The organism is Vicinamibacterales bacterium (genome assembly GCA_036504215.1).
Taxonomy (GTDB): Bacteria; Acidobacteriota; Vicinamibacteria; order Vicinamibacterales; family Fen-181; genus FEN-299.
The window spans coordinates 123,341-138,216 of record DASXVO010000076.1 but is presented as its reverse complement, the minus strand read 5'-3'; the positions used below and the strand labels follow the sequence as shown (position 1 = coordinate 138,216).

Sequence of the window (14,876 nt, the reverse complement as noted above, 5' to 3'; positions counted from 1 at the left end):
TCAGCTTGAGCACCCAGGGCGTCGTCTTCGAGTATCGCTTCCACTCGGCCGTGACGCCGGCCGTGCGGGTGGCGAGCGCATCGAATGCCTGACGTGCGCTCCCGAGCATGGCGGTGAGGGCCGCCTTGGTGGGAGGTCCGTCGACGTTGCCGGCGGGCGGCTTCTTCGACCGGGTCGTCATTGGGCTCCGCTAGGTCCGATAGATCATGATGAGGTGTCCGCAGGTGTCGAAGTCTCTGCCCGCTGATCCTCGAGACGCGCCTCGACGTGACGGTCGAGTGTACACCCTCCGACGAGTTCCAGCCGGTGACCGTCAATCCGACGCGTGTTCCGTCTCGCTGCTAGAACAGGCTTGGAAACAATCGCTTGGTGCGGGAACAGTAGGCGGAATACGCCGGGCCGAGAGCGGCGACCAGCGCTTGTTCCTCCCTGGCAATGCGATTGATGACGGCCAGCGTCACGGGCACCATCAGTACGAGCAGGCTGAGCCAGTTGACGTAGAACAAGCCCAGGCCCAGAAACGCCACGAGGAGGCCAGAGTAGGAGGGGTGGCGGACGAAGCGGTAGGGACCTCGTTCGACCAGGCTGTGGTTCTGCTGAATGGCGACGTCGACGGTGAACAGCCGGCCCAGCGTGACGATCGAAACCCAGCGCAGAACGAGTCCCCCGGCGAGAACGGCGACCCCAAGCGCACGAACGATGTCGCCGGGGAACGGAAGCCTGAAGGCGCGCATCGGCGCAACGGCGATCGCCGCGGCGACACCGAGCGTGATCGCGAGCCACAGCAGCCGCATCGAGCCGCGATCCTCGGGCTGCGCGGACCGTGAATCAGAGCGTTTGAACAACGCCAGCACGATCTCCGAGGTTGGGAAGGCGGCAACGACGAGCCAGAGGACGGTGTTGAACATGGGATGCGCCGCCGCCGGCCTAGCGAGTCAACGACCCCTGACTCGCCATCCAGCTCGTCAGGCCCTCCACGAATCGATCGGGCTCTTCGAAGAACGGTTGATGACCGCTGCGCTCGAAGACCTGCAGCACGGCGTGTGGAAGCGTGGGTACAACCTCGTCCCACAGCGCGTGCGGAACGGTGTAATCGTACCGCCCGTGAGCGATGAAGACCGGCACCTGCAACGAACCCGGGTCGACCGTCACATCCCACGTGGCCGTGAGCGGTCCGAGGAGGTGCGCGAAGAACGGCCGCTTGACCTCCGCTCCCTCGAACAACGTCGCAGCATCGACGCTCGGGTCGAAGAAGCGCATCGGTGTCTGGGCAGCCATCACCTGACCCATGGTGGCATCCGGAGGCAGCGCGGCCAGGTTCGCTCGATACAGCCGCTTTCGATCGTCGGAGGCATCCCGCTCGAAGAACGACGCCGCATGGGACGAGAGCCAGGCCATGTCGCCCCGAGGCGGCGTGCCCACGGCAATCACATGCGAGACGGTGGATGGGCACCGTCGGCCGTACTCGATCGCGAGCGCGCCGAGGATCGAGTGCCCCAGAACGGCGACGCGCTCGACCCCGAGATCCGCACGGACCGCTTCCAGGTCGGCGGCGAGCACGTCGAAGGTGAGGTCCGCGGGCTCGCCCGTCGACCGCCCGGCGCCGCGCAGGTCAACGTAGACGAGCGTGAATCTGTCGCTCAGTTGCGAGGGCGTGAGACGCTCGTAGGGCTTCGTGCCAATGCTGGTCAGGACCAGGCACGCGGGACCAATGCCGCGCGTGGAGTAGAACAGGTCGGCGCCCTGCGCTGCCACCATCGTCGTTCTCCTGGATGAACACGCTCACGCCTGTCGTCAAGATCGCCGGTCGGCCACGTCGCCTACGAGGGCGGCCGGATCGGCGTCGCCGCGTCGTCCCCCACGACCGTCGTCCATGCGCGGACGCGCCAGCTCGAGACGAGGCCGTTTCGCACGTAGGGGTCCGCAGCCGCGAAGCGCTCGGCCACGGCCGGCGAGTCGCCTTGAAAGAGGAGTACGGCTCCGTCGATCGGATCCGAGAGCGCCCCACCGAGGACCAGTTCCCTGCGGGCGTGCGCCTGCCAGGCCAGCGCCAGATGCGCAGAGCGGAACTCGGCTCGCCGTTCCACGTACCCCGGGGCGGCGTCATAGAACAACAGGTAGTGCATGGCTGTCCTCTCGTCATCACGGTGGGCCGACAGGTCACTGATCCTGTTGCGCGATCCAGTCCCACGTCTCGGCCATCCGCTGGCGGGCGGCAGGGACGTCGCCGGGCAGCATGAACCGCTCGCGCACGAGGGTGCGCGAAGCCGCATCGACGCGCGTCAGGAACGCGGCCCGGCTCGGGTACAGACGCGCAATGGCCGGACGTGCGTCACCGCTGGCTGTCCGGCCGCGTTCTGTCCGGGGAAGCGGGATGAACGTCCCCGTGAAACTCATCAGCCGATCCGTTCCCGCCGGCAGCCCGGTGCGAAGGTGCCACGGCAGGTAGGTCGCCAGCGGCACGCGAAGTTCCACGCTGCGGATGCCGGCTGCGTCGTTCCCGAAGCCGTCCACGCGGGGCACGAGCACCTTGAACGGCGCGCCGAGACGAGGCGGTTCGAGTTCGACGATGCCGTCCGTCCAGTGGGGGCCGAAGTCCATGCGGTACGGCTGCGCCGGGATGCGCGCCACCGCAACGCCAGGTATCTTCGGGAACGTCAGCCGGTCGGACGACGTCAACTCGCCGCGCGCAAGGGTGGGATACGAAGACGGAGGAGGAAGGGTTCCGCGCACCACCCAATCGGAGAGCGCGACGAAGAGCGCCCGCAGCGCGAGCCGCTGGTCCATCACGTTGCCGCGGTACGACGGCGCCGCCTGGTCGCGAGAGGCAGGCGGCGGCGGGAACGGCGCGGGGCTGGAATGCTGCGCCGACGCGATGACGTAGCGGCGCTCGCGCCGCGTGAATCCCACGTCGTGCCGACCGTCCACTGTCGTGTGCGTCAGCGACGCCGCACGCCCCCAGTACTCGTAGCCACCGTCCACGTAGAACACCTTTGGCAGGTTGGCCGTTGGACCCGCGTGCGACAGCAGCCCATCGCGCGCACCCGTGTCGGGATCGACTTCCTCGACGCTGGTGAAGGGGAAAACATCTGTCGGGTAGAAGAACGTCGTGTACGGCTGCGCGTCGCGCGAGGGTTGGGCGAACCGGTGGTTGAAGCTTCCCCGTCCCGCCCCGGCAGTGTGTGAGAAGATGCCGTCGTAGGCTCGGCGGCCCTGCTCGTCCGCGTTGAATCCCTGATAGAGGAAGTGCCGGAGCAGGCGCCCCGTTTGCGACACCCCGTAGGCGATCCCGAATCGCGTCGGCGCCGGGCTCGACGGGTCGTATTTCAGGAACGAGATGATGTCCCGCACCGCCGCCAATCCCGTCCCGACGACCACCGCCTCCTTCGCGCGATAGACCGCCTCGTAGATCTTCCCCGGTTGGAATCCGTCGGCCATGTAGATGGAGCGCGGATCGTCAGTGACCGTTCCGGCGCCATCTTCTCGCGCGAACCGCCAAGCCGACCGCGGCACGACGCGACGCTCCCCGACCGGGTCGTCGCGCACGGTCAGCACGTTCGCCGCGTCATCCTGGTCGGCCACCGGATAGGCCAGTGCCCGTGACGCCCCCACGGTGTGTCCCAACGAGATCGTCCGCGTCGGCGTGTCAACGGTGACGTCGCACCTCACCATGCCCGTGACGGGATGGTCGGCGCCGCCGACGGCTGGCGGATGGAAGTGCAGGAGGCCGGCCTGCGGTGGCACATCCCACTGCCAGCCGATGGCGACGATGGTCACACCGCGTCTCAGCAGGAGCGCGTCGCCGTAGTACTCGGGCGAGTCGGGCGCCAGGTCACGCCGCGCGCCCAGGTGAAACACGAAGGTCGTCTGGTTGCCGCGGTTCGTCACGTCGACCAGGGTGAGCCCGCTGCTGCGCGACGCATCGACCGGACGCAGGATGACGACCTCGCCCCAGGCCTCGACCTCCCCAGCCGCATTGCGGGGCGCGAGCGAGAGATCGACAATCTGCCGGTCCTGCGGGTTCGACGGATCGAAGGCGTAGAAGACGCGTCCAGCGATCCGCTCGTACGCGCCGGCGGCACCGAACGCGAGACCGCCCGCGACGGCCGCCCGCGAATCGACCACCACCTTGACGACGCGCGCATCGACGGCAGTCGTGTTGACGAGCAGGGCGAAGAGCGCGACGACCAGAACGGGCAAGACCGCGCCGACTCGGACGGCCCCGACAACAGCACGCAGACGGTTGACCATGACGCTCCCTCCAGCAGTGTCGTTCAGAAGCCGATGGCGAGGCCGTCCTTGCGCGGATCGGACCCGCCCATCAACACCCCGCTGCGCGGGTCGATCAAAATGCCCTGGAACCCGCCCCACATGTTGAACCCCGCGATCAGCGTGTGCCCGCGCGATGTCAATCCGTTGCGCGCTTCGACACCGATGGCCGATTCGAGCGCCACCCCGGCCGTCGCGAGCCGGTAGCGGGCCGCCTCTCCGGCTTCCTGCACGTTCATGCCGAAGTCGATCAGGTTGAGCAGCACCTGCACGTGGCCCTGCGGCTGCATGTCGCCGCCCATCACGCCGAACGACAGCCACGGCCGACCGTCCTTCATCACCATCGCGGGTACGAGCGTGTGGAATGGCCGCTTGCGCGGCGCGATCTGGTTCGGGTGCCCGGCCGCCAGCGTGAACAACGTGCCGCGGTTCTGGAGCGCAATCCCCGTGTCCCCGGCGACGACCGCCGCGCCGAACGCGTCGTACAGGGACTGGATCAGCGAGATCACATTGCCCTGTCCGTCGGCCGCGGTGAGGTAGATCGTGTCGCCCGTCGCGGTGATCTCGAAGGTGCCGGCCGGCGGCGCAGATGCGCCCGGAAGGCGCCCCGCCGGGTAGGCCCCCGCAGCCCGGTCGCGCGCAATCTCCTTCCGTCTCTCGGCCGCGTAGACCTTCGAAATCAGCATCGTCTGCACCGCCGGCGGCACGGCGCCGGCGTCGGCGAGGTACGCGTTGCGGTCGGCGAACGCGATCCGGTTCGCCTCGACGAGCAGATGCAGATACTCGGCGGAATTGTGGCCGAGCCCGGCCAGGTTGTAGCCCTCCAGGATATTGAGCATCTCGAGCGTCACGAAACCCTGTGTGTTGAGCGGCAGTTCGAACACCTCGTGACCGCGGTACGTCGTGCTGATCGGTTCGACCCAGTCCGAGCGATGCTCGGCGAAGTCGCGCTCATCGAGCAGACCCTGACGTTGCTTGATATCGGCCACGATGGCCGCCGCCACGGAGCCGCGGTAGAAGGCGTCTCGACCTCCCGCCGCAATCTGCTCGAGCGTCTTTGCCAGGTTCGGGTTTCGGAAGATCTGTCCGACCGCGGGTGCGTGCCCATCGAGCAGGAACGTGCGCGCGGCCGCCGGGTCGCCCCGGAGATCCTTCGCTGTCTGCCGCCACTGGTGGGCGATGATCTCCGATACCGGGAATCCGTCGCGGGCGTACTCGACCGCCGGAGCGAGCGCGCGCGCCAATGAAACCGTCCCGTGGCGCACGAGCAGTTCGCTCCACCCGTCGATGACGCCGGGCACGGTGACGGCCAGGACGCCGCGTTCCGGCACCGCCGTCAGACCGCGTCGCGCAAATTCCTCGGGCGTCGCGTTCCGCCCCGCGCGCCCGCTGGCGTTGAGGCCCGTGAGGCGCTTGGTTCGAGCATCGTAGACAATCGCGAACAGGTCGCCGCCGATGCCATTCATGGTCGGCTCGACGACCGAGAGGACGGCCGCAGCCGTGACCGCCGCATCGATGGCGTTGCCGCCTTCGCGCAGGACCTGGAGGCCGGCCGCCGACGCGAGGGGCTGGCTGGTCGCAATCAGGCCGCGGCGCGCCATCACGACCGACCGGGTCGCGTGAGGGTTCGGCGCGGGTCGGTCGCCCGGCAACTGGGCGGACAGCGGGGCCACGATCAGGACGAACAGGGCGGCAGCAACCGGGATATGTGTCTTCATCGGATTGCCATTCTACTCGACCGACGTGGACCGCGCCGGAAGAGCTAATCCTCCTGACCGGGCGCGCGTCGCTCGACCTTCACCAACGTCCTGGTCGCCTCCGCCCTGGTCCTCCATGCGGGTGTGAGCCAATCCGGCGGCACCAGCACATGCCGCCTGAGTTCCGCGGAACGCTCCACGTGCGGCACGTTCGACGCGAAGATGCAGTCGCCCCGGACGTCTTCGAAGCCCTCCGCCCGCCAGAGTTGCAGCGTGTTTCCAATGGTCCCAATATTCCTCGAGGAGTCGATCCACTCCCGCCACAGCTCGTCGTACCGTGGAGCGCGCAATGCTCCGGTGCCGGCTGGCTGCGGCGGCGACTGGGGACCCGTCGGCTGCAAACCCATCGACCCGATGTCGACGAGCAGATTCGCATGCGACGGCTGGCCGCCAGGCCCACTGGACGTCTTCGTCCAATCGTAGGCAATGGCCAGGGCCCGTTGGCACTGGGTGCCCAGCGTGGCCTTCGGCTTCGATCCAGGACTGAGGAACTGGGCGATCAGGCTGGCGAACAGCACAGACGTGCGCCCGGTATTGACACGCTCCTTTTGCTGGCCGAGGTCCACCACGTGACACGCGTGCCGGGCTTGCTTCGCGACTGAGTTGCGACGCCTGTGGGCGGCCGCGTTGCCGCGTCCAATCACCTCCATGCCGAACAGTTTGTTGTCGTCGCACAGGACCACTGCACACCGCGGTCTGGGGGACGAGTTTCCCGAACGCTGCGCATTGGACCGCGCCGCCGTCGCGTACACCGGTCTGCCATCCTTGTACCAGAAAGTCCGCGTCAACTCGCCCAGCAGTTCGAGACCCGCTCGGCCGAGTTTCGAGCCGTGCCACCACTCCCGGCCAGGCCTCAGGTGGCCGGATCCTGCATCTTGCTTCGGATGAACCACTGTGCGTTCTTGACGCCTTCGAGGCCGGCGATCGCCTCGATGCAGTCCTTGTTGACGACCCTTTCCGTGGTCCACGATCACCACGAAGCAATCCTGCGACCGCTGACGGCTTTGGAGATCTTCCCGTACTCGTAGCTACTTGCCGACGACGAGGATGACCGGCTGCTCACCGGCCCGTGGCGTGGCGGTAGTCTCTGTCATCGATGTGCCTCCTCGGCAGACGGCGATTCATACCACGAAAGGGCAACACTCGGGGTCGAAGGCGTCGTTCAACACTTCCCCCACCGGTGTCACGGCCACGTCCGGCGTCACACCAGTCCCTCGCCAGATCACCGTATCCTCTGTCGTGAATGTGCGCGAGATCTTCGCCCTGGGCGCTCGATCTGTCCGTCATGGTGCGGACTCGGAGGACAACGGCTCACGCCAGCAGCCGGTCGTAGACCTCGAAGTCACGGCGCGAGAAGCAGCAGAAGATGACCTGTTCGAACGCGGACTCCGAGCGAGGCGCGCGGCGGACGCTGTCCACGGCAACACCGGCTGCGAGCCCGACCGGGTAGCCGTAGACGCCCGTGATCTTCGCGTCCCCCCGTCGGGCATCCGCCGAGCGCGCGGCACTCGGCCAGCAGGGCCGGACCAGCCGCCCGGTGGATCGCACCGTCGACGCCGCCGCCGCCGCGTAGCGATGAGTTCGCGGCGTTCACGATGGCATCGACGTCAAGTGTCACGATGTCCGCCTGAATCGCAGTCAGCATCGTCACCGACAGGCCTCCGTACCGGCACCGCGTGTACCACCAGAAAAGGAGATGCGACCGGGCGACTACGCCACCTCGGCTCCGCGCACGCGACCGGCCAGCAGGACGAAGAGCACGAGGGCTGCCACGCCGACGAGCGCTTCGGTCATCAGCATGCCGTTGGTGGACCAGGCATCGTGTGCCCAGCCGACCAGCCTCAGCATGCCGAGGCTGAACAGCGTGTTGATCGCGAAGAAGAGGTTGATCTTCGTCGCCGCCGCGCTCTCGCCGATGATGGCCAGCACGAGTCCGGTGAACGATGCAGTGACCATCCCCAGCGTGAATGTGTAGAGCAGCGTGGTCGCCCCGTAGGCGGCAGACGTCCGCGGCGACAGCGCCATCACGACGCAGGCCACGAGGCCGAGGCCGCAGGATACGGCGTACGCGGTCGGCTTCGGCACGCGATCGGCGAGCCGGCCGCCGACGAAGCAACCCGCCACAATCGCCACCCCGCCGCCCAGACCGAGGACCGCGGAGACGACGTCGGAGGAAGCGTGGAACTCCTGCGCGATTGCACTGAAGAGAAACATCGCAGCGCCGGTCCCGATGGGCAGGATCGCGAGAATGAGCGCAATCCGCCCGGCACGGGCGCGCAGCACGTCGGTCAACTCGCGCCATGCATCGCGAACACGCGCACCAACGGAGGCGTCACCCATGTGGCGCGGCGGTTCTTCGAGGCCGATCAACCCGAGCGCGCAGCCACAGAGAATCAGTGCGAGCACCACTCCCCCAACCCACGGCGCCGGCGAGTGCTCCACGAGCCAGAGCCCGATGCCCCCGCCGGCGGTCTGGCCGAATTGGTTGCCCGCCTGGAACCAGCCCGCGGCCCGGCCGCGCGCGGCCGTCGGCACGTTGTGCGCCATCAGCCCTTCGGTCGCGAAGGCGCTGAACGTTCCGGCCACCGTCGTCAACAGCGTGACGGCGGAGAGCAGCGGCGCGGTGGCCTTGGAGATGGGGATCGCCGTCATCACGGCAAGGCCGATGGCGATGGACGCGATGGCAATCAGGTACCACGTCTTGCGCGACAGCGTGTAGTCGCCAATCGGTGCCCAGAGGAACTTCCACCCGCCGGCGAGAAACGTCATGCCGACGATCGCGGCAACGGCAGAGACATCGAGACCGGCACGGCTCCCGAGGAATCCGAGCGCCACCGACGGGAACCCGATGGCCAACCCGAGCGGGAAGTAGAGCAGCATCCAGATCCAGGGGTGCGGCGCGACACGAATGGGTTCTGTCCCGAACCTGGTGGCCATGCGAGTAACTCTCCACGTGTGCGCACGCCTGTGCCTCGAGCTCGTGGCATGGCGCCGGTCGGCGATGAACGGAGCGGGACGACATCGCACGCCACGGGCTGGGCAGGCGCGCAACACAACGGAGTCGAAGGGTAGCACGGCTCGGTCGCAGCCCCATCAGGCCGTTCTGGTTCGAGAGGTGATGCCGTGAAGTGGCTCGATGAATGCCGGCCACGAAGTAGCCGCGGCGTGCCACCACATCGCCCCTGGCGCCAGCCAGCTCGACCTGCAGCTTGTGCCACCCCGACGCAGGTCTGTCCGGCGAGTACGTCAGCACATGCCGCGACCGCGCGTCGTCGAGAACCAACTGGAACACTTCCTCGACCGACAGCCGGGGACTCGCTCGAAACACCCGCCCGCCGGTCGTCTCGGCGAGCGACCGAAGGAAGCCGATCTGGAACTGCACCTGCGGTGAGCGGAAGCCCATGCCGCGGCCGCCCATGCCTGCTCCGGCGGGACGGTACCGGGGCTGCCTGTCACCGCCAGGGTGCTCGACATCGACGGCTCCGTGGCGTGGAAGAAGTCGACACCGGTCGACAGCGAGGAGGGCTTCAACGTGTGCGAACCGGCAGCGTTTGGCGCCAAAGGTACGGCCCAGGGGTCAAGCATGCACGTCCGATGACGATTTCTAGAGGAGGGGGCCTTGCGCCCGCCCGACGGTTTCCTATGGCCACTGACCCGCGTTCAACCGGCGGTGTGGGCCTGGTCGGCACACGGCCCGGCGTTCTGGCCTTGGCTGCGGTCTGTGTCGTGCTGACCGTGGCGGCACCCTCGTTTGCCCTCGAGCGCGGGCGGGCCCTCACCCAGTACAGCCGCCGAGTCTGGCAGATTCAGGACGGGTTGCCGCAGAATGGCGTCCTGGCCGTCACCCAAACCAGGGATGGCTACCTGTGGATCGGCACACAGGAGGGCCTGATCAGGTTCGATGGCGTCGAGTTCACCGCGTTCGACACGACGACCGTCCCCGGCTACCCCCACAACACCACCCAGTGCATCGTCGAGGGACGCGACGGAACGCTTTGGATCGGTACCGGCGGAGGCCTCGTTCGCTATGCACAGGGCCGCTTCACCGCCTACAGGGCAAAGGACGGCCTGCCGAGAGAGGATGTCTACGCCCTCTACGAGGACTCGAAGGGCACGCTCTGGATTGGAACCCTCGGGGGTGGACTCACGCGCTTCGCCGGCGGGCGGTTCACAACCTACTCGACAAGGGACGGCCTGCCCCACGACGATGTCGCGGCCATCTACGGCGGGCCGGACGGTAGATTGTGGGTTGGCACGGGAGGCGGGCTGGTGGCCTTTCAAGGCGACCGAGTCGTGCCCTTGCCGAGCGGCAATCCACTCGCGCGGACGCCGATCTCCGCCATCGTCGACGACGGGGCGGGTGGCTTGTGGGTCGGCGGACGCGACGGCCTGCACCACTGGCAGGGCGACCGCGTCGATCACTTCGGCGCCGGATCCGGCCTGCCGAATCCGTACATTCGGGCGCTGATCCGCGACGACCACGGCGTGCTGTGGATCGGCACCGACGCGGGCGGACTGGCCCGATTCGACGCGGGCCAGTTCTCGACGCTGAGCGAGGCCGACGGCCTGCCGTACAACCGCGTCACCAGCCTGATGAACGACCGCGATGGAAACCTCTGGGCAGGCATGCAGGGCGGCGGCGTGGTCCGACTGAAGGACAGCGTCTTCCTCAATTATGGCGCGCCCGAGGGCCTGGCGCCGGGCGGCGCGTGGAGCGTGCACGAAGATTCGACGGGCGCCATCTGGGTTGGAACGGATCGGGGCGGAGCCTGGCGCATGACGCCGGGCGGCGTAAGGGGCTTCACGACCCGCGACGGACTCTCCAGCAACGAGATCAACGCGATCGTCTCCGATCGCAAGGGCCGCGTGTGGATCGGCACCGACACCGGCTTGTCGGTCCTGGATGGCGGGCGTCTCACGACCTATCGTCAGCGGGCCGGCGTGCCGCTCGTCTTCATCCGCTCCCTGTTTCCGGCGCCGGACGGCAGCCTGTGGGTGGGCACGGTGAACGACGGCCTGGTGCACCTCTTCGACAACAGGGTCAGTGTCCTGACCACCAGAGACGGCCTGCCCAGTAACGACGTGCGAGCGCTCATGCTGGACCGGCAGGGTGTCCTCTGGATCGGCACGCGCTACGGTGCCGTGCGCTTCGAGCAGGGACGTCTGACGCCGGTCACGGTCCCCGACGTATCGGCCCGGCAACGGGTGTTCGCGATCCTGGAGGATGCCGAAGGCGTGGTGTGGATCGGGACCGGCGGCGGAGGCCTCGTCCGAATCGAAGGCCGTTCGGCCAGGTCGATCACGTACAAGACCGGACTGACAGACGACTCGGTCTACGCCATCCTCGACGATGGGCTCGGCTACCTGTGGATGACCTGCAACAAGGGCATCTTCCGGGTGTCCAAGGCGGACCTGCGCTCGGTCGCCCGCGGCGCGCTGCGCACCGTGACATCAACGACCTACGGCTACGCGGAAGGGATGCGGGCACGCGAATGCAATGGGGGCACGCAGCCCTCGGCCTGGCGGGCGTCCAACGGCCGCCTCTGGTTCTCGACGCAAGCCGGCGCGGTGGCGGTCGATCCGGGATCCCTGACGAAACACCCGCAGCCGCCGCTGGTGCACGTCCAGCGTCTCGTGGCCGACCGCAACGAGTATTCGCCGTACGGCCTCGCCAGCCTGCCGCCCGGACGTCGGGAGATTCAGTTCCAGTACACCGGGATCAGTCTGGGCGCGCCCGAGCGGGTACGGTATCGCTATCGCCTCGACGGCTTCGACACGACCTGGAACGAGGCGCAGGGGCGTCGCACGGCGTTCTACACGAACCTGCCGCCGGGCCGGTATACATTCCGGGTGACCGCCAGCAGCAGTCCGCTCGGATGGTCCGAGACCGGCGCATCGGCGGCCTTCGAGCTTCGGCCGTATGTCTACCAGACGACCTGGTTCTGGACGTTGATTCTGGCGGGACTGGTGGCCGCCACTTCGGGGGCGTACGGCCTCCGCATGCGAAGCGTTCGTGTCCGCGAGCGGGAGTTGATGCGCATGGTCGACGAGCGGACCCGCGCCCTGCAACTCGAGGTGGCCGAGCGTCGGCAAGCGCAGGATCGGCTGCAGGCCGAGGTCGCCGAGCGGAGGGCCACGCAGGACGCGCTCGAGGCGGCGAAGGAGCGCGCCGAGGGCGCGAACCGGGCCAAGAGCGAGTTCCTCGCGAATATGAGCCACGAGATCCGGACGCCGATGAACGGCATCGTCGGCATGACCGAACTGGCGCTCGCCACGGAACTGACGGCCGAACAAGCCGACTATCTTTCCACCGTGCGGGATTCGGCGCAGGGATTGCTGAGCATCATCAACGACATCCTCGACTTCTCGAAGATCGAGGCGGGCCGCCTCGATCTCGAACGCGTCGGATTCAGGCTCCGCGCCCTGATCGTGGACACGCTGAAGACCCTGGCCGTGCGGGCACAGCAGAAGGGCCTCGAACTGATGTGGCACGTGCCCGACGCGGTGCCCGATCAGGTGGTGGGCGATCCGGGGCGGCTGCGACAGGTGCTCCTCAACCTCGTGGGCAATGCCATCAAGTTCACCGACGAGGGCGAGGTGAGCGTGGAAGTCGCAGATGGCGCACCGCAGTCGGCCAACGGAGATGTCGTGCTGCGATTTCGCGTCCATGACACCGGTATCGGGATTCCGGCCGACAAGCTCGAGGCGATCTTCGGAGCGTTCGTGCAGGTGGATGGATCGACCACGCGACGCTACGGCGGCACCGGTCTCGGCCTGGCGATTTCGCAGCGCCTGATCTCACTGATGGGAGGGCGGATCGAAGTCGCCAGCCGTCCGAGCGGTGGCAGCACGTTCTCCTTCGACGTCCAGTTCGGCGTGGCGCACGAACTTCCGGCACTCGTTCCCGCCGACGATGAGACGCTCGTGGGCCTTCGCGTGCTGGTCGTCGACGACCACGAAGTGAACCGCCGTCTGCTGCTCCACACGCTGCGCCGTTGGAGGATGGAACCGGTCTGTGTCGATGGCGGCGTGGCGGCAATCGCCGCTCTCGATGGAGCGGTGGCCGCGGGCGCGCCGTTCCGGCTGGCGCTCATCGACGCCATGATGCCCGAGATGGACGGGTTTGCCGTGGCTGGACAGATCCGCCAACACCCCACGCATGCGGCGCCGGCGCTGATCATGCTGACATCGGCCGGACAGCCGGGTGACGCGGCGCGGTGCCGACAGGCGGGCATTCAGGGGTATCTCACCAAACCAATCCGGGAGTCCGACCTCCTGGACACCGTCGTCGCGGTGCTCGGACCTCGGCCGGACGTTGCGCAGATCTCGACCACGCTCGTGACGCGGCACTCGCTCCGCGAGCACGGTGTGGCGTTGAGCGTCCTCGTCGCCGAGGACAATGCCGTGAACCAGAAACTGGCGACTCGCCTCCTCGAGAAGCGCGGCCACCGCGCGTCGCTTGTCGTCAGTGGCACGGAGGCGGTCGCGAGGGCGCGGCACGAACGGTTCGATCTCATCCTGATGGACGTCCAGATGCCCGAGATGAACGGCCTCGAGGCCACGCGGGCCATCAGGGCCGAGGAGGCGGGCGGTTCGCGGCACGTGCCGATCTACGCCATGACGGCACATGCGATGTCCGGCGATCGCGAGCGGTGCCTGGAGGCGGGCATGGACGGGTACCTGTCGAAGCCCATTGACGCGGTGGAACTGTCGAAGGTCCTGCAGGACGTGGCACGTGCCCGATCCGGAGAGTAGAAGGAGCCTCGTGCGGGAGCGGCTCTTGGGCGCCATCGTGGGAGTCGTCGCCATCGCGCTGGGCGTCGCGACGACCGCCTCCGACCTGTCCGCCAGACCAGACGGATCGCCGCGACGCCACCTGACGCAGGCCGCGCCGGCTGTCGGCCGCGTCGAGTCCTATGCCGTCGCGTCAGCCCTGGTGCGCCGACCGGGCGGCACCGCGGGGTCTGTCGCGTTACGATCCTTCTCGGTCGCGGGTCGGCCGTACTTGCTCGTGGTCGATCCCGACACCCTGCTCACCAGCCTGGTCTCCGCCGAAGGCGTCCGCACCGAATCCTGGCCGGCGGCCACGCTGCGCGCGCGCCTGTCGGGCACGACGTACGTCCGCGCCCTCGAAGACGGCCGCCGCAACGAGGGCGCCCTCAGAGACGCCGGCGTGACGCATCTGCGACGGGGCCAGCCGGGCATCAACTTGACGGTGGATTTGTGTCCGTCGCGCCACCCGCTCGATCGGCGACTCTTCACGACGTTGCTCGAGCAGCTCGAGCGCCTCGAACGGCCGGTCCCCGTGGCCGTCGCGGTCACGGGCGTGTGGCTGCGCACCCATCCCGCCGACCTCGACTGGCTGGTCGGCCTCGTTCGGTCGAATCGGCTCGCGATCACCTGGGTGAACCACTCGTTCAACCATTTCTGGGATCGCTCGCGGCCGCTCGCGTCGAACTTCCTGCTCGAACCGGGCACGAACATGACCGAAGAAGTGCTCGCCACCGAGCGGGCGCTCATCGAGCAGGGCCTGGTGCCGTCCGTGTTCTTCCGCTTTCCCGGCCTGGTGTCGTCGCGCGAACTGGTCGAGACCGTGGTGTCGTTCGGGCTCGTGCCGGTCGGGAGCGACGCCTGGCTCGCGAAGGGCGAATGGCCCACCGACGGGAGCATCGTCCTCGTGCACGGCAACGGGAACGAGCCGCTCGGCGTGAGCCGTTTCATCGAACTCCTGGCGCGGGAACGGTCTGCCGTGAGACAGCACCGGTGGCTGCTCCTGGACCTGAGGGCGAGCCTCGTCAACAGCGAGCGCACACCCGAGCGCTGACGCAGGGGGCTCAGTACTTCGACCCG

At 67.9% G+C, this 14,876-nt stretch carries 12 protein-coding genes; 3 read left to right on the top strand and 9 right to left on the bottom strand.

What is annotated here, in order from left to right:
* The 9 genes from VGK32_20895 to VGK32_20855 form a co-directional block, all read right to left on the bottom strand.
* Positions 1-181, bottom strand: a 181-nt coding sequence (locus tag VGK32_20895) for a hypothetical protein (GenBank protein ID HEY3384223.1), incomplete at its 3' end; no start/stop codon positions are given.
* 160 nt (positions 182-341) lie between these two features.
* Positions 342-908, bottom strand: a complete 567-nt coding sequence (locus VGK32_20890; GenBank protein HEY3384222.1) for an isoprenylcysteine carboxylmethyltransferase family protein — start codon at positions 906-908, stop codon at positions 342-344.
* A 19-nt stretch (positions 909-927) separates the two neighbouring features.
* A complete protein-coding gene (locus VGK32_20885) occupies positions 928-1,758 on the bottom strand; it encodes an alpha/beta hydrolase (GenBank protein ID HEY3384221.1) in 831 nt (276 codons plus the stop codon).
* 62 nt (positions 1,759-1,820) lie between these two features.
* Positions 1,821-2,126, bottom strand: a complete 306-nt coding sequence (locus tag VGK32_20880) for a YciI-like protein (protein HEY3384220.1) — start codon at positions 2,124-2,126, stop codon at positions 1,821-1,823.
* 34 nt (positions 2,127-2,160) lie between these two features.
* Entirely contained in the window at positions 2,161-4,251 is a 2,091-nt protein-coding gene (locus tag VGK32_20875) for an alpha/beta hydrolase domain-containing protein (protein HEY3384219.1), read from the bottom strand.
* A 23-nt stretch (positions 4,252-4,274) separates the two neighbouring features.
* The gene (ggt, locus tag VGK32_20870; GenBank protein HEY3384218.1) at positions 4,275-5,987 is read right to left on the bottom strand and encodes a gamma-glutamyltransferase; all 1,713 of its coding nucleotides are present in this window, start codon (positions 5,985-5,987) and stop codon (positions 4,275-4,277) included.
* Between the two features lie 44 nt (positions 5,988-6,031).
* Positions 6,032-6,676, bottom strand: coding sequence for a hypothetical protein (locus tag VGK32_20865; protein ID HEY3384217.1), 645 nt, complete (start codon positions 6,674-6,676; stop codon positions 6,032-6,034).
* Between the two features lie 661 nt (positions 6,677-7,337).
* The gene (locus tag VGK32_20860; protein HEY3384216.1) at positions 7,338-7,574 is read right to left on the bottom strand and encodes a hypothetical protein; all 237 of its coding nucleotides are present in this window, start codon (positions 7,572-7,574) and stop codon (positions 7,338-7,340) included.
* A gap of 162 nt (positions 7,575-7,736) precedes the next feature.
* A complete protein-coding gene (locus tag VGK32_20855) occupies positions 7,737-8,963 on the bottom strand; it encodes an MFS transporter (GenBank protein HEY3384215.1) in 1,227 nt (408 codons plus the stop codon).
* 316 nt (positions 8,964-9,279) lie between these two features.
* Here VGK32_20855 and VGK32_20850 point away from each other — a divergent pair, with 316 nt between their 5' ends.
* From VGK32_20850 to VGK32_20840, 3 genes are all read left to right on the top strand, one after another.
* Positions 9,280-9,417, top strand: a complete 138-nt coding sequence (locus VGK32_20850) for a hypothetical protein (GenBank protein ID HEY3384214.1) — start codon at positions 9,280-9,282, stop codon at positions 9,415-9,417.
* 251 nt (positions 9,418-9,668) lie between these two features.
* Entirely contained in the window at positions 9,669-13,781 is a 4,113-nt protein-coding gene (locus tag VGK32_20845) for a two-component regulator propeller domain-containing protein (GenBank protein HEY3384213.1), read from the top strand.
* A 10-nt stretch (positions 13,782-13,791) separates the two neighbouring features.
* On the top strand, positions 13,792-14,850 hold the full coding sequence (locus tag VGK32_20840; GenBank protein HEY3384212.1) for a hypothetical protein: 1,059 nt from the start codon (positions 13,792-13,794) through the stop codon (positions 14,848-14,850).
* Positions 14,851-14,876: the final 26 nt, after the last annotated feature.

Bases quoted from the DNA above. Each gene is read 5' to 3' on its own strand.
- VGK32_20890 (HEY3384222.1), bottom strand. From the start codon at position 908: ATGTTCAACACCGTCCTCTGGCTCGTCGTTGCCGCCTTCCCAACCTCG.
- VGK32_20885 (HEY3384221.1), bottom strand. From the start codon at position 1,758: ATGGTGGCAGCGCAGGGCGCCGACCTGTTCTACTCCACGCGCGGCATT.
- VGK32_20880 (HEY3384220.1), bottom strand. From the start codon at position 2,126: ATGCACTACCTGTTGTTCTATGACGCCGCCCCGGGGTACGTGGAACGG.
- VGK32_20875 (HEY3384219.1), bottom strand. From the start codon at position 4,251: ATGGTCAACCGTCTGCGTGCTGTTGTCGGGGCCGTCCGAGTCGGCGCG.
- ggt (HEY3384218.1), bottom strand. From the start codon at position 5,987: ATGAAGACACATATCCCGGTTGCTGCCGCCCTGTTCGTCCTGATCGTG.
- VGK32_20865 (HEY3384217.1), bottom strand. From the start codon at position 6,676: ATGGAGGTGATTGGACGCGGCAACGCGGCCGCCCACAGGCGTCGCAAC.
- VGK32_20855 (HEY3384215.1), bottom strand. From the start codon at position 8,963: ATGGCCACCAGGTTCGGGACAGAACCCATTCGTGTCGCGCCGCACCCC.
- VGK32_20850 (HEY3384214.1), top strand. From the start codon at position 9,280: ATGCCGCGACCGCGCGTCGTCGAGAACCAACTGGAACACTTCCTCGAC.
- VGK32_20845 (HEY3384213.1), top strand. From the start codon at position 9,669: ATGGCCACTGACCCGCGTTCAACCGGCGGTGTGGGCCTGGTCGGCACA.